We start from the raw sequence: 21543 nt of genomic DNA on the forward strand, positions 1-21543 counted from the left end.
GTGATGGACAAGGTGACGCACTGGCGATGATCGGCCTCACCCGGCGGCGTCGACGTTCACCTGCACCTGCCCGTCCTCGATCCGGACCGGATAGGTGCGCAGGTCTTCGGTCAGCGGCCGGCACATCGCCTTGCCGGTGCGGATGTCGAAACGCCCCTGGTGCAGCGGGCACTCGATCTCGCCGTTCTCGACGAAGCCGTCGCACAGGCGCGCAAGGCCGTGGGTGCAGCCGTTGTCGGTCGCGAACACCTCGTCGCCGAGCCGGTACAGCGCGACCTCGCGGCCGGCGACCTCGAACGCCAGCACGTTGTCGTCCCACAGGTCGTCGAAGCGCGCGACCGGATGCCAGGTGGTTTGAGCGGATGCGGTCATAGCGGGTAGATGATCGAGTTCGGAATCAGTTCGCTGTCGTACACGCAGACCCGCGATTCGAACCGCAGGCCTTCCGGCGTCTTGCGGATGCGGTCGAAGTAGCGGCCGGTGTTGTACACGTCGCTGATCTGGCCGGTCTTGGTGCGCAGCACCGCGTAGTTCGCCTCCACATGCCAGACGTCGCCGTCGACCTTGCGGATCAGCGGGTTGTCCACGATGTGACGCTGATAGTACGGGTCGTAAAAGAATGTCTCCTGCACGCCGAACGCGCGATCCTTGAGCATCGCCTTGTTCTCGAGATGCAGCAGCGCGAGCGGCAGGTTCTGCTCGTGGTTCTCGCGCGGCACGATCCGGTACTCACAGTCGTCCACGAAAAATTCCGGCCAGTTGTCCCATTGCCCGCCGTCGAGCACCGCGCTGTAGTCGGCATACAGTTGCACCAGCGCGTAGTAATCGTCGAAACCCACCATCATCAACCCTCCATCACGCGGCGCCAGTAGTCGTACATGCCGCGCACCAGCGTTTCCGTCACCATGTGGTCCGTGCGCTCGTCGAGCCCGCGGCCGCCCAGTTCGTTCACCGCCGAACCATACGGATTCGCATCGAAGGTCTGCTGCAGACACTCGACCACCTCGCCGTCGTCGGCCGACACGTAGCCCGCCGGCCCGACCAGGTTGGCCTGCCGCAGCCGGCGCTGGGTCATTTCCTCGTCGTCGGTCTCGAAGCCGAAATGCGTCCACACGTAGTCGAACATGCCCGGGCCCGCCGGCAGGATGCGGCGCGTCGCGAGCGTGTTGACGTTCTGCTGGATGATCACGCTCGGCATCAGCGTCAGCATCACCACGGTCGGATCGCCCCACCACGGCTCGTCCTGCACGTCGAGCAGGCGGCGGTCGTTGAGTTCCATCGTGGTCTTGAAGCTCGTGATGCCGCTCGTCGCCTCGCCCTGCCCGCCACGGCTGCGCTTCGACACCATCGCCGCGTGCCGGTGCTGCGCGTCCATCACCATCTCGCCCTTGTTATCGACGCGCCACAGCCCGAAGTTCACGAACCAGGTGTGCAGCAGGCCGCCGTGGTACGGATCCTTGATGTTCTCCTGCATCAGCTTCCAGTTGCCGGGAATGCGCTGCCGCGTGTAGCCGAGCAGCGTGAGCTTCGGGCCGTGGAACAGGCGGTCGAAGTACTTGAGGATCTCCGGCCCGAGGAAGTCTTCGAGCGATTCGACGTCGTGGTCGAAGCTCGCGAAGATCACGCCGCCGCGCGTCGCGACCTTGAGCTTGACGAGCCCGTGATCCTCGACGCGGAAGTCGGGCGGCATCCCGCCGTTCACGCGTCCGTCCTGCTTCACGCCGCGCCGGAACGGCACGCCCTCGAGGTCGCCCTTGAGGCTGTAGCTCCACTGGTGGTACGGGCAGCGGAATTCCGTCGCATTGCCCGCATTCTTGCGGCAAAAGCGCATGCCCTTGTGCGCGCAGACGTTTTCGACCACCTGAACCGTGTCGTCTTCGGCGCGCACCATGATCACCTGGCGTTCGCCGACATTGCTGAGCCGATAATCGCCCGGATTCGGAATTTCCGCTTCCAGGCCGACATAGCACCAATGCTTCTTATAGAAAAATCTTTCCAGTTCGCGCCGATATAAGTCCATATCGGTATATACCGGATATGGCGTGCGTGTGACGCCTTCTGGCAACAGGTTTGCTACATGCGGAGACATGGAATAGCCCTCGATCGGAAGGAATGCTGCGGCTTCGGGCCGGCGCACGCGAACGGGCGCGCCGTGCCGCGCGACGCGCGGCACGGACGGAGAACGGGCCAGCCTTTAATCGGAAACTTTTATTTCTATTACGCGAGACAGCACAACCCGCGAAGTATATGGCAGATGATCGATAGCGAGAAGAGACACAATGGAGATTTTTAGATCGCGAATGCCATCGATCCGATTCGACTGTCGATAATCAAATAGAAAGCTGATTACGCATGATTATTTACGTCTGTGTAACAGTGACCGGGGAAATGGAAACCGGCTGAATCAATCGCGAGGCGGACCGCGTTGCGCGCGGGCGGCGGCACGACGGTGAGTCGCGATCGACCATCGCCTCACCCTCGCGATTAGAATCACACCCGTTGCACACTTACTCCCCCCGACGACATGCTCATCCGAGACCGACTCCCGGCCGACAACGTGGTGCTGGTGGACATCTGGCATCGCGCGGTCAAGGCGACTCATGCGTTCCTGAGCGAACAGGACATCGCGGCGCTCTATCCGCAGGTGCGGGACCTGTACTTGCCGAATGTCGACGTGTGGGCCGCGCAGGCCGACGACGGCGCAATCGCCGGCTTCATCGGCACGCAAGGCGCGCAGGTCGAGATGCTGTTCGTCGATCCGGACTGGTTCGGCCGGCGGGTCGGCACCGCGCTGCTCGACCATGTCCGCGCGCGGCACGCGCGGTTGACGGTCGACGTGAACGAGCAGAATCCCGGCGCGCATGCGTTCTATCGCCGCTACGGCTTCAACGAGGTCGGCCGCTCGCCGACGGATTCGGCGGGCCGTCCGTTCCCGCTGATCCACATGGCACTCTGAGCGCCGTTCCACACAGCCCGCACACCACAGCGCGATCGAGCGGTTATCCACACGCCCGTCTGGATAAGCCGTGGACAATCGCGCTATTTTTCTGTGTGGCGATTGGGGATAAGCTGCGCCGCACAGCAAAACAGGGAAAAGTTATCCCAGGCCGCGGCCTGTGCCCCACATTCAGTCCGCACAGTTACGCAAACCGCACAGCGTTGAACGCGTTGCATATTTGCCGCTTATCCACAGGCGCGGGCCTGTGTTGTTAACTATTACCTACGTATACATACAGATCTATAGAAAACCTCTGGGGAACGCACGCGCAGCGCCTGAAATCGGGCAGTGCGCCCGGGCGAACCGGGTTTCCACGCTATCGCAGCGCCATAGCGAAACAGCCCGAACCGGCCAAGGCCGATTCGGGCTGTTCGAGTTTTCCACTGCGCGCGCCGCACGGTGAGGTGCGGCGCACATTCCTCCACGACTCACCGCTTGCCGAACACGTCCCGATACGCGGCGTGCATCGCCAGCAACGGTGCGGCGACCAGCAGCGGCGTCAGCACCAGCGCCTTGAGCGGCGTATCCGCGAACGACACCGCATACGCGCCGGCCGTGATCGCGGCGATGCCGGGCACGAGGATCTTCCAGTTGCGCAGTGCCGCCAGCGCGCTGGCCGCGATCGCGTGGGTCGCCGACACGTTGTCGAGCATCACGAGCGCCGGTGCGAACCAGGCGAGCGCCACCGCCAACGTGAAAACCGGCGTAGCGACCAGCCAGTCGGCCGCGAAGCTCACGCCCGGCGTCATCATCAGCACGTCGCGCAGACCGAAGGTGAAGACGTAGGCAATCAGCACCATCACCGCGCCGTACAGGCCGACCGCGATCAGCGCACTGCGGCGCGCGCGCAGTGCGTCGAACGTGTCGCGCAGGCTCACCGCGCGGCCTGCCTGCGCGCGTCCCGCCGCATACATCAGCGCCCCGGCGAGCCACGGCGCGAAGAACACGGCGAGCGGGCGCAGCGCCGGTGCGAGTTCGAGCAGCGTGATGAAGTCCGCATACGCGAGGATCGCGCCGAGCCACATCAGCGGATGTTCGCGCGCGGCGTCCCAGCCGCTCGCGAGCCACGCGAAGGGGCGGGCGAGGTCGACTTCCCGCGCGTACGGCAGCGCTTGGCGCGCCCGGGCTGATCGTTGGGTACCGCTCAGATATTCGAGGTTCATGATTATGTCCTTTCTGGTAGCGAGTCCTGCACGTGCGGAAGAAGCCGCCGGTCGCGCGAGCCGCGCCCGGCGGCGGGGATCAGGTGCTGCTGTCGCGATCGAGGCTCGACGACACGCGATCGATCTGTTGCTTCACATAGCGCGCGAGCCCGCGCCACGTCAGACGGGTGAGCCATACGCACAGCAGCAGGCCCGCGAGACCGATGGGCAGCAGCAGCACGCCGAGGCTGGATTTGACGTTCGATACCACGACGCCGTCGTTCGCCGACACCTCGACGTGTTGCTTTTCGCCGTTGACCGAGATCTGGCCGTCATCGATCGACACCATGCTGCCGCCGCTGTTGATGATCATGCGGCCCTTGCCGTGTTCGCCCTGGGTGATCTTCACGCGATCGCCGTCGTTGTCCTTGATGTCCCACACGACCGACTTCGCATCCTTGCCGGTGCGCGCGAGCGACACACGCGCGCCTTCGTCGCTCTTGAGGTCGAGCGCGATCACGTCGTCGCGTGCGATGCTGTAGCTGCCGTCGTTGGCCTTCACGAGCACGTTCTTGGTGTCGAGCCCGACCGTCTCGAGCGTCAGGTTGCCGTCTTCCTTGCGCATCTCGACCGCGCCGTGCGTGGTGACCATCGACAGCTTCGAATCCTCGGCGAGATCGATCACGTAACGGTCGCCGACGATGCGCAGCTCGTGGATCCCGTCGAGCGCCTTGGTGAGGTTGGCGTTGGTGCCGTCCGCATTGAGGACGGTGCCGGGCGCGGCGGCCGCGCTCGCCGCGCTGCCGCCCCGATCGCCGATGACGATGTTGATCGGATGCCCGTCGAGCGACGGCGTGCCGAACAGGTGATGGCCGCCGAACACGACGAGCGCGACCAGCCCCGCGACGGTCAGCGCGCCCGAGATCACGTAGCCCGCCGTGAGCACGAGCAGGTAGATCATGAACGGCACGAGCAGCAGCATGTTCAGCAGCCCGAGCCCGGCCACCGAGCTGACCACCCGCAGCAGGTTGCCGAACGAGCGGCGGTCCTGCCATTGCTTGTAGTTGGCCTGCGCCTTCAGCTCGCGGGCGAGCTTCACGGGATCGCCGAGCGCCGCGATCACGTCTTCTTCGCTGCGGCCCGCGGCGAGCCCGTCGCTGATGTACTCGTGGTAGTCGGCGACGATTTCGTCGACCGCCTGTTTCGGCAAGTTGCTGAGTTCGTCCCGCAACGCCTGGATGAATGCTTCCTGCTTCATTGTGTTTCCCCTCTGTCCGCTGCCAAGCTGGGTAGTCCCAGCACTCCGTTCACTTCGTCGACGAAACTGCGCCATTCGCCTTCCATCTCCCGCAGACTGCGCCGGCCTGCATCGGTCATCGAGTAGTACTTGCGCGGCGGGCCCGAGGTGGATTCGACCAGGTAGGTCGACACCCACGCCTCGGTCTGCAAGCGCCGCATCAGCGGGTAGATCGTGCCCTCGCTGATTTCCATCGTCGCGGAGAGCGTCGACACCAGCTCGTAGGCGTAGCTGTCGCCGCGCGCCAGCACCGCGAGCACGCACATGTCGAGTGTTCCTTTCTTCAGTTGGGTTTTCATGCCATGTCACTTACGTAGTGTGTGTTGCAAGGTACCGTGTTATGTACTGCACGCGGCCGCGTCACGGAGCCCGTTGACATGTGCGGACTATAGCAGCGGCTATTGTTTTATGCAAGGTACTGTTCTATGCACGGCAATCAATAAATCGGGTCAGGTTGAGTGCTGACGGGGACGGGCCGCGTGGCGGGGCGGCGGACGCCGCTTCCGCCGGCCGGCGCGCCGGTCCGCCCAGAACGCAGTTTGAATTGACTGAGAGCGCACACCGGCGCGCGCGCCCGGCGATTCGCCGCATAGTCACACCAGTTCACTCAGCGAGGTCCGGCATGGCAGTGCACCACGGCGACGGCAAGGCGTACGACTACATCGTGATCGGCGGCGGCTCCGCCGGCTGCGTCGTGACCCACCGGCTGGTCGAGGCGGGCCACCGGGTGCTGCTGCTCGAAGCCGGGCCGCCCGACAATTCGCTCTTCATCCACACGCCCGCGACCTTCGTGCGCGTGATCGGCACGCGGCGCACCTGGATCTACGAGACCGAGCCGCAGGCGCACGCGGCGGGCCGCCGGATGTCGGTGCCGCAGGGCCGCACGCTGGGCGGCGGCAGCTCGGTCAACGCGATGGTCTACATCCGCGGCACCCCGGCCGACTACGACGGCTGGCGCGACGCCGGCTGCGCCGGCTGGGGCTGGGCCGACGTGCTGCCGTTCTTCCGCCGCGCCGAGCGCAACCAGCGGCTCGCCGGCCCGCTGCACGGCGTCGACGGGCCGCTCGCGGTCAGCGACACGCCGTACCGCCATCCGCTCAGCCAGGCCTTCGTGCGCGGCGCGCAGGAGCTGGGCTTCGCGTACAACGACGATTTCAACGGCGCCGGGCAGGCGGGCGTCGGCTTCTACCAGACCACCACCTTCGACGGCCGGCGCGGCAGCACCGCCGCGACCTATCTGGCCGCGGTGCGCGGCGATCCGAAGCTGACCGTCGAAACGGACGCGTGCGTGACGCGCATCGTGTTCGAGCACGGCGCGGCGGTGGGCGTGCAGTATCGGCGCGGCGGCGTCGAGCGCACGGTGCGCGCGCAGCGCGAGATCGTGCTGAGCGCGGGCGCGCTCGCGAGCCCGAAGCTGCTGATGCTGTCCGGCGTCGGGCCGGCCGGGCAGCTGCTCGAGCACGGCGTCCCGGTCGTGCACGACGCGCCCGACGTGGGCCGGCACTTCCAGGACCACCTCGAAGTGTCGCTGTACGGCCGCGCGCGCCGGCCGATCAGCCTGCTCGGCCAGGACCGCGGCTGGAACGCGCTGCGCCACGGCGCGCAGTACGGGCTGTTCCACACCGGGCTGCTGACCTCGAACGTGGTCGAGAGCGGCGGCTTCTTCGACACCCGCGGCAGCGGCCGGCCCGACGTGCAGTTCCACGTGCTGCCCGTGCTGGTCGGCGACGTCGGCCGCGCCCCGCTCGACGGCCACGGCATCTCGCTGAACCCATGCTTCCTGCGACCGAAATCGCGCGGCGTCGTGCGGTTGCGCAGCGCCGACCCGCAGGCGCCGATCCGCTTCGACGGCCAGTTCCTGAGCCATCCCGACGATTTCGCGACGCTGCGGCGCGGCCTCGATCTCGCGCGCGAGATCCTGCGTGCGCCGTCGATGACGAAGCTGATCTCGGCCGAGCTGCTGCCCGCCGGCACCCGGACCGATCTCGACGCCTACGTGCGCGAGCACGCGAAGACGGTGTATCACCCGGCCGGCACCTGTCGGATGGGCGGCGACGCCGACGCGGTCGTCGATCCCGAGCTGCGTGTGCGCGGCGTGCGCGGGCTGCGCATCTGCGACGCGTCGGTGATGCCGTCGCTCGTGTCCGGCAACACCAATGCGCCGACGATCATGATCGCCGAGCGCTGCGCGGCGTTCCTGCTCGCGTCCGCGCCGCACGCGGCCGACCCGACCGCGCGGGCCGGCGCTGTCGCCGGCCCGCGCTTCACTCATGAGGAGACCTGAACCATGCAATCCTTCGCAAACCGCGTCGCGCTGATCACGGGCGGCGGCACCGGGATCGGCGCCGCCGTCGCCCGCAAGTTCACCGAGGCGGGCGGCAAGGTCGTGCTGCTCGGCCGCCGCCGCGAACCGCTCGACGCCGTGGCGCGGCCGCTCGGCGGCCTCGCGGTCGCGGGCGACGCCGCCGCGCGCGACGATGTCCGGCGCGCGCTCGCCGCCGCGCGCGACGCGTTCGGCGGCGTCGACGTGCTGATCGCGAACGCGGGCGGCCACGGCGTCGGCAGCGCGCTCGACACTGACGACGACGCCTGGGCGCAGGCGACCCGCCTCAATCTCGACACCGCCTTCGTCTGCGCGCGCGAGCTGCTGCCGGAGTTGATCGAGCGGCGCGGCAACATCGTGATCGTGTCGTCGCTGGCCGGCCATTTCGCCGGCCCGGAGGTGGTCGGCTACGTGACCATGAAGCACGCGCTGCTCGGCCTCACGCGCTCGCTTGCGCGCGACTACGGGCGCGCCGGCGTGCGCGTGAACGCGATCTGCCCGGGCTGGGTGCGCACCGCGATGGCCGACGAGCAGATGGACGCGCTGAGCGCGAGCCAGGGCCTCGCGACGCGCGAGGACGCGTATCGCCTCGTCACGCGCGACGTGCCGCTCGGCCGGCCGGCCGAGCCCGACGAGGTGGCCTACGCGACGCTGTTCCTCGCCTCGCCGCAGGCCGCGATGATCACCGGCACGTCGCTGATGGTCGATGGCGGCGCTTCCGCCGTCGATCTGCCTACGGTCGCCTTCGCGCGCTGAGCCGGGCGCGTCTCCCTTTCCCTGATACCGAGGATCATTCCCATGGACCACAACCGCCCACAGGACTGGAAAAACTACGAGGATTTCGCGGCCGGCATCGACGCCAACCGGCTGCCGCCGACCCAGGCGCTCGTCGGCCGCGCGTTCACGTTCGCGCTGCCCGACGGCGATTTCCACGCGCGCTTCATCGACGGCCATGCACTCGCCTGGCGTCGCGGCGACGCGAGCGACACCGACTGGTACGAGGCGATCGAGGTTGCCGCGTCGACCTATTTCGTCGACATCACGTTCCGCGGCCGCCCGCACGACGCGCTGACGCTGGTGTTCAGCACCGCGAGCGCGCGCGTGCTGGCCGTGCTGTCGACGATCCGCAGCCGCGAGGTCGCGGGCGCCGCGCCGCGCGTGGCGCAGACCTTCCTGGCCGGCACGCTGGCGGGCCAGCCCGCGCAGGGCGCGGCGCCCGCCGAGACGCGCGACCTGATCGGCGTGCGCACGCTCAACGTGTACAGCCCGAACCACACCTACGAGCATACCTATCTGAGCAGCACGCGCTACTGCTGGCAGTGCCTCGTCGGCGAGCAGCGCGGGCACGGAGACGTCGATCTCGCGACCACCTGGAAGTTCGCGGACGACCTCTACCTGTTCACGTTCCGCGAATTCCTGATTCCGGTCGCGTCGGTGTTCGTCTTCAACTTCCAGGCCGGCCGTTCGACCGGCAAGTTCCTCGGCGAGACGGGCGACGGCGCGATCGCGAACAATCCGGCCGGCTCGTTCATCCACAAGCTGTCCCACACCGTCTACCCGACCGATGCCCAACCCGTCTGAGGAGCATGTGATGCGCACGCCTTACCAGATCATCGCCGAACACTACGCGGCGTCCGACCGCCGCGACCTTGCGGCGATGATGGCTGACCTCGCGCCGGACATCGAATGGATCGAGATGGCGGGTTTTCCGTGCGCGGGCACCTACCGCAGCGCGGACGAGATCGTCCGCAACGTGTTCGCGCGGCTCGGCGCCGAGTGGGACGGCTACGCCTTCACGCTCGAATCGCTGCACGACGCGGGCGACACCGTGCTCGGCGTCGGCTGGTACGCGGGCGCGCACAAGCTGACCGGCAAGGCGTTCCGCTGCCGGGTCGCGCACGTGTGGCGCGTCGAGGCGGGCCGCATCGTGCGCTTCGAGCAGTTCACCGACACGCTGCTCGTCGCGCGCGCGACGGAGCCGTGAGCGCCGCGCGCCGTTCATTTTCCGCACTTCCGCAAGCAAGGACCTCTTCATGCAACTGGCCGAACTCTCGACCCAGCACCAGCGTCAATCGGACTTTCTCGCGCGCCGCTCCTTCGGCAACTGGATCGACGGACGCGAGGTCGCGCCGCACTCGGCGCGCCATCTGAGCGTCATCGATCCGGCCACCGAGATGACGATCGCGGACGTCGCCGACAGCGACGCGCACGACATCGACGCGGCGGTGCGCGCCGCACGCCGCGCCTTCGAGGCCGACAGCTGGGCGAAGCTGCGCCCGGCCGACCGCGAGCGGCTGCTGCACGCGCTCGCCGAGCAGATCGAGCGGCACGCGGACGAGCTGGCCGCGCTGGAAACGCTCGAAACCGGCAAGCTCCTCGACGTCGCGCGCGCGATCGACGTATTCGGCGGCGCCGAGTTCGTGCGCTACATGGCGGGCTGGACCACCAAGATCGAAGGCTCGACGCTCGACACCTCGATCCCCGTCCCGCCGGGCACGGAATACTTCGCCTACACGAAGCGCGAGGCGGTCGGCGTGGTCGGCGCGATCGTGCCGTGGAATTTCCCGCTCGCGATCGCGCTGTGGAAGGTCGCGTCGGCGCTCGCGTGCGGCTGCACCGTGGTGCTCAAGCCGTCGGAGGAAACCCCGCTGACCGCGCTGCGGCTCGGCCAGCTCGCGCAGCAGGCGGGCCTGCCGCCCGGCGTGCTCAACATCGTCACGGGCAGCGGCGGGGAGGCGGGCGCGGCGCTCGTCGCGCACCCGGGCGTCGACAAGATCACTTTCACGGGCTCGGTCGAGGTCGGCAAGCGCATCGGGCATGTCGCGGTCGACCGGATGGCGCGCTTCACGCTCGAACTGGGCGGCAAGTCGCCGCTGATCATCTTCGACGATGCCGATCCCGAAGCAGCCGCGCAGGGCGCCGCGCAAGGCATCTTCTTCAACCAGGGGCAGGTGTGCACCGCGGGCTCGCGGGTCTACGTGCAAAAGCGCAGCTTCGAGCGGGTGGTCGCGGAACTCGCGGCGGCGGCCGAGCGGCTGCGCATCGGCTCGGGCTTCGATCCGCTCGCGCAGCTCGGCCCGCTCGTCTCGAAGGGCCATTTCGAGCGCGTGCTCGCCCATATCGCGCAGGCCCGGGAAGAGGGCGCGACACTCGTCACGGGCGGCGAACGCGCGCTCGCGGGCGGCTATTTCGTGAAGCCGACCGTGTTCGTCGACACCGACGCGTCGATGCGCATCGTGCGCGAGGAGGTGTTCGGCCCGGTGGTGACCGTGATGCCGTTCGAGGACGCCGACGATGCGGTGCGGCTCGCGAACGGCTCGGACTTCGGGCTCGCGGCGAGCGTGTGGTCGCGCGACCTGTCGCGCGTGCACCGCATCGTGCCGCGCCTGAAGGCGGGCATCGTGTGGGTCAACACCCACAACATGCTCGACAGCAACCTGCCGTTCGGCGGGGTCCGGCAGTCCGGCTACGGACGCGAGCTGGGCCGTGCCGCGCTCGATCAGTTCACCGAACTGAAGTCGGTCTGCATCGCGCACTGACGCACGCGGCGGGCACGCATCCCGCCGCCGACAACAACGTCCATCAGGAGACACCATGAAGCCGTTTTCCCCCCTCACGACACGCCGGCTCGCGCTCGCGCTGGCCGGCGCGGCCGGGCTGCTCGCGCTGCCGGCCGCGCACGCGCAGAGTTGCGGCCAGTCGACCGGCAAGCCGGCCGGCGGCGCGCCGATCCCGATCGGCGCGATCGTCGGCAAGACCGGTCCGGACGATTTCAGTTCGTCCGCGCAGGCGGCCGCCGCGTATTTCAAGTGCGTGAACGCGAACGGCGGGATTCACGGCCGGCCGATCCAGTACCTGGTCGAGGACGACCAGTGGAACCCGGAAACCGCCTCGCAGGTCGCGTCGAAGCTCGTGCGCGACCGCAAGGTGCTCGCGCTCGCGGGCAACGCGAGCTTCGTCGAATGCGGCGCGAACGCGAAGTTCTACGAGCAGGAGAACGTGATCGCGATCGCCGGCGTGGGCGTGCCGCGCGAATGCTATTTCGCGCGCAACTACGTGCCGCTCAACATGGGGCCGCGCCTGTCGATGACCCAGGTGGCGCTGTACGCGAAGCAGCAGTACAAGGCGACCCGCATGGTCTGCATCGCGCCGAACATCCCGAGCCTCGGCCGCTGGTCCTGCGAGGGCCCGACGCTGTGGGGCAAGCAGAACGGCGTGACGGTCGACACGATCGTGATGGATCCGGATTCCGCCGATCCGACCTCGGTCGTGCTGCAGGCGGCCTCGAAGAACCCGCAGGCGATCCTGCTCGGCTTGCCGAAGGGGCTCATGGTGCCGATCCTCGCGGCGGCCGAGCAGCAGAACCTCGGCAAGCGGATCTATTTCGTGTCGGCGGCGTCCGGCTACGACCTCGGCGTGCCGAAGGCGATCGGGCCGTACTGGCAGGGCAATTTCGACGTCAACCTCGAATTCCAGCCGCTCGACGCGACCACGCCCGACAACCGCAACTGGCTCGCGGTGATGAACCGCTACGGCGACCCGAAGAACCCGCGCGACACCTTCTCGCAGGCCGGCTACCTCGCCGCGCGGCTCGTCGCCGACACGCTGCTCAAGCTGCCCGCCGACCAGCTCGACCGCGCCCACGTGAGCGCCGCGCTGCGCGACGTGAAGGACTTCCGCAGCGACATCCTGTGCGAGCCGTTCTATGTCGGCGCGGGCGCGCGCCACAACGCGAACCACGCGGGACGGGTCGCGCAGTCGACCGGCTCGGGCTGGAAGACGGTGTCGACCTGCCAGTCCGTCGACGATCCGCAACTGGCCGACCTCCGCGCGACCGAACCGAAGGCGCATTGATGCCATGAGCTTCCTCGACTTCGTTCCCTACCTCGTGTCCGGGCTCGGCGTGGGCGCGGTCTACGCGCTGTCGGGCGTGGGCCTCGTCGTGCTGTACCGCGCGTCCGGCGTGCTGAACTTCGCGTTCGGCGCGATGGGCGCGACGGGCGCTTATGTCGCGGCGGCCTGTCTCGACGCCGGCTATCCGCAGGTGCTCGCGTGGTGCGCGGCGGTCGCCGCGGCGACCGCGACCTCGCTCGTCTACGGCCTCGTGCTCGCGCCGCGCCTCGCGGCGCGCGACCGGGTGGTGCGCAGCGTCGCGACGCTCGGCTTCGCGCTGATGCTGCTCGGCTTTTGCGAGTGGTACTGGGGCGACACGCCGCGCCGCCTGGTGCTGCCGACCGACGCGCAGGCGCTCGACTTCGGCGACGTGCGCTTCACCTACACGCGCCTCGTCGGCCTCGCGCTCGCGTTCGCGATGATGGCCGCGATCGGCGTGCTGCTCGCGCGCACCCGGCTCGGCCTGCAGATGCGCGCGCTCGCGAACCAGCGCGACCTGAGCGCGCTGCTCGGGATCCGCGTGCTGCGCGTCGACGCCGCCGCCTGGGTGATCTCCGGCGTGTTCGCGGGCATCACCGGTCTGCTGCTCGCGAACCTCGTGCGCCTGCAGGCGGCCGTGCTGACCTTCCTCGTGATCCCGGCCTTCGCGGCGGCCATCGTCGGCCGGCTGTCGTCGCTGCCGGCGACCGTCGCGGCCGGCGTCGCGATCGGGCTCGCCGAGGCGCTCGCGATCACGGTGCCGGGCTTCGCCGAATACCGCAGCGCGACGCCGTTCCTGATCGCGCTCGTCGCGATGCTGTTCATCGGTTCCACCTCGGGCGGCTCGGCCGCGAACGCATCATGAAACTGTCCTCCGTGTTACCGGGCCCCACGCAGGCCGCCGCTGCCGCGCCGCGTCCGGCGGGCAACCGGCGGCCGCTCGTCGCGATGCTCGGCACGCTCGCGCTGCTGGCGCTCGCCGTGCCGCTGCTGGCCGACGCCTACTGGCTCAAGACCCTGACCTCCGCGCTGATCCTCGGCATCGCCGCAGCCGGCGTCGCGATGCTGTACCGCCAGCTCGGGCTCGTGTGCCTGTCGCAGTACGCACTGCTCGGCGTCGGCGGCTGGGTCGCGCTGCGCCTCGCGCATCTCGGCGCGCCGTTCGAGCTGTGCGTGCTGGCGGGCGGCCTCGCGGGCAGCGTGCTCGGCATGATCGCGGGGCTCCCGGCGCTGCGTCTGCGCGGCCTCTATCTCGCGCTCGTCACGCTGATGATGGCGGGCGGCTTTCAGGTGATGGTCAGCGCGATCGGCTTTCCGGACGGCGGCGACGGCTTCACCGGCCATCTCGCGTTCGGCGCGCGTCAGATGATGGCGCGCCCGCCGCTCGGCCAGGGCGACGCCGCGTACTTCCGCTACGTCGCCGCCTGGGCCGCGCTCGCCTTCGCGCTGCTCGAACTGCACCGGCGCGCGAAGGCGGGGCGCTCGTGGGCGCTGATCCGGCGCGGCGAGACCACGGCGCTCGCCGCCGGGGTCAACATCGTGCTCTACCAGACCTGGGCCTTCGGCCTCGCGGGCCTGCTCGCGGGCCTGGCGGGCGGCCTGCTCGCCGGCAGCGTCGGCCAGCTCGACGGGCGCGCGTTCGCCGCGTCCGAATCCGTGCTGCTGTTCGCGCTGACGGTGGTGGGCGGGGTCTATCACTGGTTCGGCGCGCTGCTGGCGGGCCTGCTGCTGCGCGCGGTGCCGGCGCTGCTCACCGATTTCGGCGTGAACGGCTATCTCGCGATGATCTTCTTCGGTGCGGCGCTGCTGCATGCGTTCGTCACCGCACCGGCCGGCATCGCGGGCCAGCTCGCGGGGCTCGCCGCGCGCGTCGGCGCATGGCGGAGCGCGCGCGGCCACGGAGGCGCGCGATGATCGAGATCTCGAACCTGACCGTGCAGTTCGGCGGCACGCGCGTGCTCGACGCGCTCGACGCGACGCTCGCCGCGCCCGTGTGCGGGCTGATCGGCCCGAACGGCGCGGGCAAGACGACCCTGCTCAACGTGCTGAGCGGCTTCCTGCGGCCGCGCGCGGGCCGCATCGCGCTCGACGGCCGGCCGCTGCTCGACCTGAGCGTCACGCAGCGCGTGCGCGCCGGCGTGCGCCGCACCTTCCAGACCGAGCAGATCGTCGAGGACCTGAGCGTGCACGACAACGTGCTGGCGCTCGCCGAGCACGTGATGCCGCCCGCCGCCGCGCGCGACGACGCCGCGCGCGCGCTCGAACAGGTCGGCCTGGCGGACGTCGCGGCGCTGCCGGGCGCCGCGCTGAACCTGTATCAGCGACGCCTGCTGGAGCTGGCCAAGGCGCTCGTCGGCGCGCCGCGCCTGCTGCTGCTCGACGAGCCGGGCGCGGGCCTCACTGAGGCCGAGGCGGGCCGCCTGCGCGAGCTGGTGTGCGCGATTCCCGACACGAACGGCGCGCAGGTGCTGCTGATCGACCACGACGTCGACCTGATCGCGGCGACCTGCACGGAAACCCTGGTGCTGGATTTCGGCCGGCGGCTCGCGCTCGGCCCGACGCGCGCGGTGCTCGACGACCCGCAGGTGCGCAGCGCCTATCTCGGCAAGGAGTACGACGAACATGCGGCTTGAAGCGAAGGATCTGGTCGTGCACCGCGCGGGCAAGCCGGTGCTGCACGGCGTATCGGTGCAGGTCGCGCCGGGGCGGGTGACGGCGCTCGTCGGCGCGAACGGCGCGGGCAAGTCGACGCTCGTGATGAGCCTCGTGGGCGCGCTGCCGGTGAGCGCGGGCGAGGTGCGCCTCGACGGCGCGCCGCTCGGCGCCGCGCGGCCCGAGACGGTGCGCCGGCGCGGCGTCGCGGTGGTGCCAGAAGGGCACCGCGTGCTCGGCGAGCTGTCGGTGCTCGACAACCTGCGCGCGGCGGGGGCGTTCCTGCCCGCGCGACGCCTCGACGACGGGATCGAACGCGTGCTCGCGATCTTCCCCGAACTGAAGGCGAAGCTCGGCGCGCGCAGCCGCGACCTGTCGGGCGGGCAGAAGCAGATGGTGTGCGTCTCGCAGGCGCTCGTCGGCGCGCCGCACACGCTGTTGATCGACGAGCTGTCGCTCGGGCTCGCGCCCGCGGTGACGAAGCGGCTCGCGCAGGTCGTCGCGCGGATTGCCGAGGAAGGGGTCGGGGTGCTGCTGATCGAGCAGTTCACGACGATCGCGCTGGCGCTCGCGACCGATGCCTACGTGCTCGAACGCGGCCGGGTCGCGTTCGCGGGCGCGGCGCGCACGCTGCGCGAGCGGCCCGAGATCCTGCACGGCAGCTACCTCGCGTCGAAGCCCGCGGCGTGAGCGTCGCGCGCCGCGCGGGCTCACCGCTCGCGCGGCGCGTCAGGCGGCCGCGCGCTGCCGCACGAATTCGCGCGGCGTCATGCCGTAGCGCGACTTGAAGCTCCGGCAGAAGTGCGCGCTGCTGCTGAAGCCCCAGCTGAACGCGATGTCGGAGATGGCGGGCTTCGCGCCGCGCGCGTGGTCGAGCGCCTCCTTGCAGCGTTCGAGGCGACTGAGCCAGATGTAGCGGTCGATCGTCACGCCCTCGTCCTCGAAGATCCGGTGCAGGTAGCGCTTCGAGCAGCGCAGCGCGGCCGCGATCTGGTCGAGCGACAGGTCGGCGTCGGCGAGGTGGCCGTGGATGTACTGCTTCACGCGCACGCGCAGCACGGCGGGCAGGGTGACGGGCGCGCCCTGCGCGTCTTTCTGGGCAGTCAGCGTCGACACGATCAACCCCAGGATGGTTTCGGACAGCGCGTTGCCGGTCGCGCCGGGCAGCGACGGCAGCTGTTCCGACAGCGAGACGAGGAACGACGAGAGCAGCGAGAACAGGCCCTTCAACTCGAACTCGCGCGCCTCGGAGGTGTGCAGGTCGGGCACCGCGAAGCCGCCGAGCTGGCGACGCGGGATCTGGATCGCGAGCTGGCGGACCCGCGTCAGGTTCGAGATGCTGTAGGGCACCTTGGGGTCGTAGAGGCTCCAGTCGCCCGCGTGCAGCCTGAACACGCGGCCGCGCTGTTCGATCTCGCTCGTGCCGCTCAGCTGCAGGATCAGCTTGAAGTAATCGGAGCCGTGGTCGTGCAGCGCCGCGAGCGGCCGCACGATCTGGTGCGCGGGCGCGGCGATCGTGAAGACGCGCATCGGGCCGATCTCGTACTGGCCGAGCTGCGCGTCGAACGCATCGGTGTCGTCGCAGCGCGCATCGAGCCCGCCGAAATACTGCGTGACGACGCGGCCCCAGGCGCGGCCGCGGGACGCGGGCGATTCGCCCGCCGTCGTGAAGAATCTGCCATTCACCATCTGCTCCTTGCGAGAATCCGACGGGGCCGGATCGGGACAGCGGCATCCGGCATGCATGCCGGATATAGTTAGCATATTAAATATCAATCGACTGGAAAATCCGGTTTACTCCCGAACCGCGCCGGATGCGAATCCGCGCGCCGCGCGTCGGGCGATCGTCAGAATCCCGAAGCAAACGGCGTGCGGCCCGGCCGCGCATCGCGCGGGACCGGGCCGCCGATAAACCGGGCAGGGCCGTCTAGAAGCGCGTCAGCATGCCGAGCCGCCCGAGGAACTGCGTGCGCGAACTCGACTGCGCATTCGGCCCCATCACGCCGTTGATCCAGGCATCCGCGCCGACGCTGCCGCCCGCGAGCTGGTAGACGGCCTCGACATACACGGAGGTGCGCTTGGACAGCGCGTACTGCACGGCCCCCGTGAGCTGGTGCGCGTAGTTGTGGTCGAGCTGCGCGTTGCCCTTCATGTACTGGTAATTCGCGCCGATCGTCCACGGTGCGCCCACGTAGCGCCCGCCGACCTGCACCACGTTGATCGCGGCGCCCGTCAGCGTGTTCTTCGTGTTGGTGTAGAGCAGGTTGAGATCGACCAGCGTGAACGAGTAGCGCGCGCCGAGGCCCCAGTTGCGGATCCCATCGTGGCCGTTGTTCATCTGCGGATACTTGACCTCGACATAGGCCGCGCCGAGCCCAAAGTGGTCGCCCTCGTACTTCACGCCCGCGCTGATCGTGCTGTTCGCGGCCAGACCGCCCGGCTGGTTGCTGAAGCCGTACAGCGCACCGAACACGACCCCGCTGAGGTTCGCGCTCGTGTACTTCACCGAGTTCGCCACGCGCGACGAGCCCGCCATCCGGTCGAAGTCGAACGAGCCCGTCGGGTTGTCGGGGATGCCGAGCTTCGCGAACGGGCCTTGCCGGAAGTTGTACAGGCCGCCGTACTGGAACGCACCGTCGAACGAGCCGAAGTTCAGCGTGTCGGTCATGAAGTCGTATTGCTGGCCGAACGTGACGCTGCCGAGCCGTTCGTTCGACAGGCCGACCATCGCCGTGCGCGAGAACATCGCGCCCGCGGCCGGCAGCGCCGCGCCCGTGCCGAGCGCGTACTGCGAGGTCAGCTCGAACACCGCCTTGGTGCCGCCGCCGAGATCCTCCGTGCCTTTCAGGCCCCACAGGTTCGGCACGGCGATGCCGTCGTCGAAGTAGAGGCTGCGCTTGCCGCCCTCGTTGCTGACGTAGGACACGCCCGCGTCGATCAACCCGAACAGCGTCACGCCATCGGACGCGTGCGCGCCCGCCGCGACAGCCAGGCCGGCCATCGCTACCGTTAACTTTTTCATTGCGTCTCCGTCCGTCATTTGTTTTGTGGTCCTGCGGATCGACTCGACCGATCTCCGGGACGGAGTGTGAAACACGACGCGGCGGCAATCTTCACCGACGACGCACAAAGACTGTTCCCACCGCGCACACGGCGCGATGGCGCATCGCAGCGGAAGGGGAGGGGAACCGGTGGGGGAGCGGGCGGGCGACGCGCGTCGCGCCGCCCGCGGCGGGCCTCAGCCCGGGATGACGCGCGCGGCGTCCGCCGCGGCCAGCAGTTCGTCGACGCTGCGCGCGCGCAGATAGCGCGCGGGCTGATCGTCGTCCGCGATCGCGCGGAAGTGGGCGTCGGCGCACTGGATCTTGCGCTGCTCGCGACCGCGCTGGGCCTCGTCGAGGCGGCCGACCCGGGTCTCGACGACGAAGCACAGCTGCTGCGCGCCGTCCTCCTCGACCAACACGGCCCAGTCGGGCTTGTACGGGCCGAGCGGCGTCGCGATCTTGAACCAGCCCGGCAGCTTCGCGTACAGCTTCACCGCCGCGGCTTCCTCAAGCGCGTTCGCGAACGCCAGCTCGACGTTCGATTCGCACACCACGTCCTCGTGGATCGACTTGCGCGCGTCGCGCCGCAGGTTCTTCAGGTAGCCCGTCAGCTTCTCGTCGTCGAACAGCGACAGCGCGTACGCATGCTTCTCGCCGAGCCGCCGGTACGTGATGCCGTCGACGAGCGCCTGGCGCTTGCAGCGGTTCACGGTATCGGCGACCAGCGCGATGAACTGCTGCGGGTTGTGCCGGAACGCGTCGAGGCGGCCGCTTTCGAGCAGGATCGTCGCGATCGTGCGGCGCGTGAGCTGGGTGCGGTCCTGCAGTTCGGTCAGCAGGTCGGGCAGGGCGATCTCGCCTTCGTCGATCACCACGGTGCCCGCGCCGTCGGTCTCGGTCGCCTCGACGCCCGCCTTGCCGATCGAGATGTCCGCCTTGCGCCATTGCAGCCGCGCGCGCGCGATCTCGGGCGCGGCCTGAAGCGCCGCCACGCAGTCGCGCGCGAGCTGCGCGCTGTCGAACTGCACGCAGTAGGTGGTGCGATGGCGGATCTTGTCCCACAACGCGCGGAACGCCTCGCCGAGATAGACGGCCTTGCCCTCGCCGTCGCGGCGCAGCGCGATCTGCCGGCGGTCGTCGGCGTTGCGCACTTCGAGCCGCCCCGACAGCTTGCGCAGCACGTCGACGATCTGGCTGCGCTGCGCGTCGAACTCGGGCGGCAGCACGAGCGCGCCGCTCTTCAGCGCGAACTTCAGCGTGTCCTGCACCTTGCCGTGGGCGTCGAGGTAGCCGTGCGCGCGCAGATGCGCCCACAGCGCCTGCGACGCGTCGACGCCGAGCAGGCGCGGCTCGCCGTCGGCCGACCAGGCGGTGAGCGCCGCGAACTGGTGCGGCTCGACCACCCCGAAGCGGATCCCGGTGTCGGCCTCGATCTCCCGCTGCAGGTTGTCGGCGAACTGCTCGTAGCTTTCGTTCGCGATCACCGTCAGCGTGTTGATGTCGAAGCCGCGCACCCGCTCGCCGTGCTGGTTCACGCACAGGCGCAGGCCGCGCCCGATGGTCTGGCGGCGTTCGCGCTCGGTGTGGATGTCGCGCAGCGTGCAGATCTGGAACACGTTCGGGTTGTCCCAGCCTTCCTTGAGCGCCGAGTGCGAGAAGATGAAGCGCAGCGGCGTGTCGAACGACAGCAGCCGCTCCTTGTCCCTCATGATCAGGTTGTAGGCGCGCTCGGCGTCCTCGCGGCTGCTCGCGCTGCTGGTGCTGGTGTCGGTCCAGCCGCCCTTGCGGTCGATCGAGAAATAGCCGTCGTGCGCGTCCTGCGCGGCCGCCGCCACGTCCACGCCCTCGAACAGCGCGCGATACGCGGGCAGCTTCGCCGCGCGGCCGTACTCCTCCTCGAAGATCTGCGCGTAGTCGCCCTTGGCGGGCCGGCCGGCCGCGTCGTACCGCCGGTACTTGTCGACGGTGTCGATGAAGAACAGCGACAGCACCTTCACGCCGAACGGCCGCAGCCGCCGCTCCTTGTCGAGATGCTCGCGGATCGTGCGGCGGATCATCTCGCGCTGGATCGCGAGCGCATCGACGTCCGCGTGCGCGTCGCCGAGCGACAGGAACGCCTCGCCGCCCGGATAGCGCAGCTCGATGTACTCCGCGCCGCGCGCCGTGTGGATCTCGCCGATCCGGTAGTCCGCGTAGACCGCGCGCTGCGCGACCCGCTCGAGGTCGTCGCCGTCGGCCACCGTGACCGCCTGGCGCACCACGCCCGCGGGCGTCGCGAGGTCCAGCTCGACGCGCGCGGAGATCGCGCCGCGCCGGTTCGCGACCGACACGAGCCGCAGGTACGGCTTGTTGTGCGCGTCCTCGACGGTCGCCGAGGCGATCTCGATCTGCTTGACGAGCTTGCGTTCGTACGCGTCGACCGCATCGAGCCGGTACACCATCTGATACTTGTCGGCGTGGGTCGCCGAATAGCGCAGCGTGCACAGCGGATGCATCGCGTCGAGCGCCTCCTTGCCGCGCCCGTCGAGGCCGCCGTCGACGCTCTGCGGCTCGTCGACGATCACGATCGGACGGGTCGCGCGGATCAGGTCGATCGGCTTCTCGCCGCCCGTCTTCTCGCTGTCCTTGTAGAGGTTGTTGACGTCCTTCTTGTTGATCGCGGCGACCGTCACCACCATGATCTGCACGTGCGCGCTCGCGGCGAAGTTGCGCACCTCGCCGAGCCGCGCGGAGTCGTACAGGAAGTAGTCGAACGGCACGCCGCCGTAGAGCCCGCGGAAATGCCGCTCGGTGATCTCGAGGGTCTTGTACACCCCCTCCTTGATCGCCACCGACGGCACCACGATCACGAACTTGGTGAAGCCGTAGCGGCGGTTCAGCTCGAAGATCGTGCGCAGGTACACATAGGTCTTGCCGGTGCCGGTCTCCATCTCGATGGTGAAGTCGGTCGCATACGGCGTGCCGGTCGGCGGCAGGCCGCCGTGCAGCTGGACGCGCGCGAGATTGGCCGCGAGCGCGTCGGGTTCGAGCGTCACGCGGTTGCCGACGCCGAGGTCGGACGCGCTCATGCCGAGCGCGATCTGGCGCGACGGGCCGCCGCGCGCGGCGTTGACGCTGAACTCCGCGCGGCAGGTTTCCTGCCCGCTGAACAGCCCGCAGACCGCCTCGATCGCTTCGAGCTGGTAGTCGAGATCGGGTTCGAAGTGCAGCTGCAT

20 protein-coding genes are annotated in these 21543 nt (G+C 69.1%); 11 read left to right on the forward strand and 9 right to left on the reverse strand.

Features of this window, described 5'->3' with window-relative positions; all coding sequences use genetic code 11:
• Positions 1–36: 36 nt before the first annotated feature.
• From Bsp3421_RS29800 to Bsp3421_RS29810, 3 genes are read right to left on the reverse strand one after another with little or no spacing between them, the layout of a single operon-like run.
• Positions 37–372 (reverse strand): non-heme iron oxygenase ferredoxin subunit, encoded by a 336-nt coding sequence (locus Bsp3421_RS29800; protein ID WP_273999742.1) that lies wholly within the window; start codon positions 370–372, stop codon positions 37–39.
• Positions 369–845 (reverse strand): aromatic-ring-hydroxylating dioxygenase subunit beta, encoded by a 477-nt coding sequence (locus Bsp3421_RS29805; protein ID WP_273999743.1) that lies wholly within the window; start codon positions 843–845, stop codon positions 369–371. The genes Bsp3421_RS29800 and Bsp3421_RS29805 overlap by 4 nt, the downstream gene beginning before the upstream one ends.
• Positions 845–2089, reverse strand: coding sequence for an aromatic ring-hydroxylating dioxygenase subunit alpha (locus tag Bsp3421_RS29810; RefSeq protein ID WP_273999745.1), 1245 nt, complete (start codon positions 2087–2089; stop codon positions 845–847). The genes Bsp3421_RS29805 and Bsp3421_RS29810 overlap by 1 nt, the downstream gene beginning before the upstream one ends.
• Positions 2090–2524: 435 nt before the next feature.
• Between Bsp3421_RS29810 and Bsp3421_RS29815 the strand changes: the two genes are divergently transcribed.
• On the forward strand, positions 2525–2956 hold the full coding sequence (locus tag Bsp3421_RS29815; protein ID WP_273999746.1) for a GNAT family N-acetyltransferase: 432 nt from the start codon (positions 2525–2527) through the stop codon (positions 2954–2956).
• 470 nt (positions 2957–3426) lie between these two features.
• Here the strand turns inward: Bsp3421_RS29815 and Bsp3421_RS29820 are convergent, their stop codons facing one another.
• From Bsp3421_RS29820 to Bsp3421_RS29830, 3 genes are all read right to left on the reverse strand, one after another.
• On the reverse strand, positions 3427–4161 hold the full coding sequence (locus tag Bsp3421_RS29820) for a BPSS1780 family membrane protein (RefSeq protein ID WP_273999747.1): 735 nt from the start codon (positions 4159–4161) through the stop codon (positions 3427–3429).
• A gap of 79 nt (positions 4162–4240) precedes the next feature.
• The gene (locus Bsp3421_RS29825) at positions 4241–5398 is read right to left on the reverse strand and encodes a DUF1700 domain-containing protein (protein ID WP_273999748.1); all 1158 of its coding nucleotides are present in this window, start codon (positions 5396–5398) and stop codon (positions 4241–4243) included.
• Positions 5395–5736 carry a PadR family transcriptional regulator gene (locus tag Bsp3421_RS29830; RefSeq protein WP_273999749.1) on the reverse strand — a complete coding sequence of 114 codons (342 nt, stop codon included), beginning with the start codon at positions 5734–5736 and terminating at the stop codon, positions 5395–5397. The genes Bsp3421_RS29825 and Bsp3421_RS29830 overlap by 4 nt, the downstream gene beginning before the upstream one ends.
• A gap of 323 nt (positions 5737–6059) precedes the next feature.
• Here Bsp3421_RS29830 and Bsp3421_RS29835 point away from each other — a divergent pair, with 323 nt between their 5' ends.
• From Bsp3421_RS29835 to Bsp3421_RS29880, 10 genes are read left to right on the forward strand one after another with little or no spacing between them, the layout of a single operon-like run.
• Positions 6060–7721 carry a GMC family oxidoreductase gene (locus Bsp3421_RS29835; protein ID WP_273999751.1) on the forward strand — a complete coding sequence of 554 codons (1662 nt, stop codon included), beginning with the start codon at positions 6060–6062 and terminating at the stop codon, positions 7719–7721.
• Between the two features lie 3 nt (positions 7722–7724).
• Positions 7725–8516, forward strand: a complete 792-nt coding sequence (locus Bsp3421_RS29840; RefSeq protein ID WP_273999752.1) for an SDR family NAD(P)-dependent oxidoreductase — start codon at positions 7725–7727, stop codon at positions 8514–8516.
• A 42-nt stretch (positions 8517–8558) separates the two neighbouring features.
• Positions 8559–9341 carry a molybdenum cofactor biosynthesis F family protein gene (locus Bsp3421_RS29845; protein ID WP_273999753.1) on the forward strand — a complete coding sequence of 261 codons (783 nt, stop codon included), beginning with the start codon at positions 8559–8561 and terminating at the stop codon, positions 9339–9341.
• Positions 9342–9351: 10 nt separating this feature from the next.
• Complete coding sequence (locus Bsp3421_RS29850) at positions 9352–9744, forward strand: nuclear transport factor 2 family protein (protein ID WP_273999754.1); 393 nt, start codon at positions 9352–9354, stop codon at positions 9742–9744.
• 49 nt (positions 9745–9793) lie between these two features.
• Positions 9794–11299, forward strand: a complete 1506-nt coding sequence (locus Bsp3421_RS29855; protein WP_273999755.1) for an aldehyde dehydrogenase family protein — start codon at positions 9794–9796, stop codon at positions 11297–11299.
• Positions 11300–11354: 55 nt separating this feature from the next.
• The gene (locus Bsp3421_RS29860) at positions 11355–12614 is read left to right on the forward strand and encodes an ABC transporter substrate-binding protein (protein WP_273999756.1); all 1260 of its coding nucleotides are present in this window, start codon (positions 11355–11357) and stop codon (positions 12612–12614) included.
• A 4-nt stretch (positions 12615–12618) separates the two neighbouring features.
• Positions 12619–13497, forward strand: coding sequence for a branched-chain amino acid ABC transporter permease (locus Bsp3421_RS29865; protein ID WP_273999757.1), 879 nt, complete (start codon positions 12619–12621; stop codon positions 13495–13497).
• Positions 13494–14546, forward strand: coding sequence for a branched-chain amino acid ABC transporter permease (locus tag Bsp3421_RS29870; RefSeq protein WP_273999758.1), 1053 nt, complete (start codon positions 13494–13496; stop codon positions 14544–14546). The genes Bsp3421_RS29865 and Bsp3421_RS29870 overlap by 4 nt, the downstream gene beginning before the upstream one ends.
• Positions 14543–15265 carry an ABC transporter ATP-binding protein gene (locus Bsp3421_RS29875; protein WP_273999760.1) on the forward strand — a complete coding sequence of 241 codons (723 nt, stop codon included), beginning with the start codon at positions 14543–14545 and terminating at the stop codon, positions 15263–15265. The genes Bsp3421_RS29870 and Bsp3421_RS29875 overlap by 4 nt, the downstream gene beginning before the upstream one ends.
• Entirely contained in the window at positions 15255–15974 is a 720-nt protein-coding gene (locus Bsp3421_RS29880) for an ABC transporter ATP-binding protein (RefSeq protein ID WP_273999761.1), read from the forward strand. Before Bsp3421_RS29875 ends, Bsp3421_RS29880 begins: the two co-directional genes overlap by 11 nt.
• Before the next feature lie 39 nt (positions 15975–16013).
• Here Bsp3421_RS29880 and Bsp3421_RS29885 read toward each other — a convergent pair whose 3' ends face one another.
• The 3 genes from Bsp3421_RS29885 to Bsp3421_RS29895 form a co-directional block, all read right to left on the reverse strand.
• Positions 16014–16973, reverse strand: coding sequence for a helix-turn-helix domain-containing protein (locus Bsp3421_RS29885; RefSeq protein WP_273999762.1), 960 nt, complete (start codon positions 16971–16973; stop codon positions 16014–16016).
• A gap of 238 nt (positions 16974–17211) precedes the next feature.
• On the reverse strand, positions 17212–18306 hold the full coding sequence (locus tag Bsp3421_RS29890) for a porin (RefSeq protein WP_273999763.1): 1095 nt from the start codon (positions 18304–18306) through the stop codon (positions 17212–17214).
• 216 nt (positions 18307–18522) lie between these two features.
• Entirely contained in the window at positions 18523–21543 is a 3021-nt protein-coding gene (locus Bsp3421_RS29895; RefSeq protein WP_273999764.1) for a type III restriction-modification system endonuclease, read from the reverse strand.

The sequence above is a fragment of the Burkholderia sp. FERM BP-3421 genome, assembly GCF_028657905.1.
Classification (GTDB): domain Bacteria; phylum Pseudomonadota; class Gammaproteobacteria; order Burkholderiales; family Burkholderiaceae; genus Burkholderia.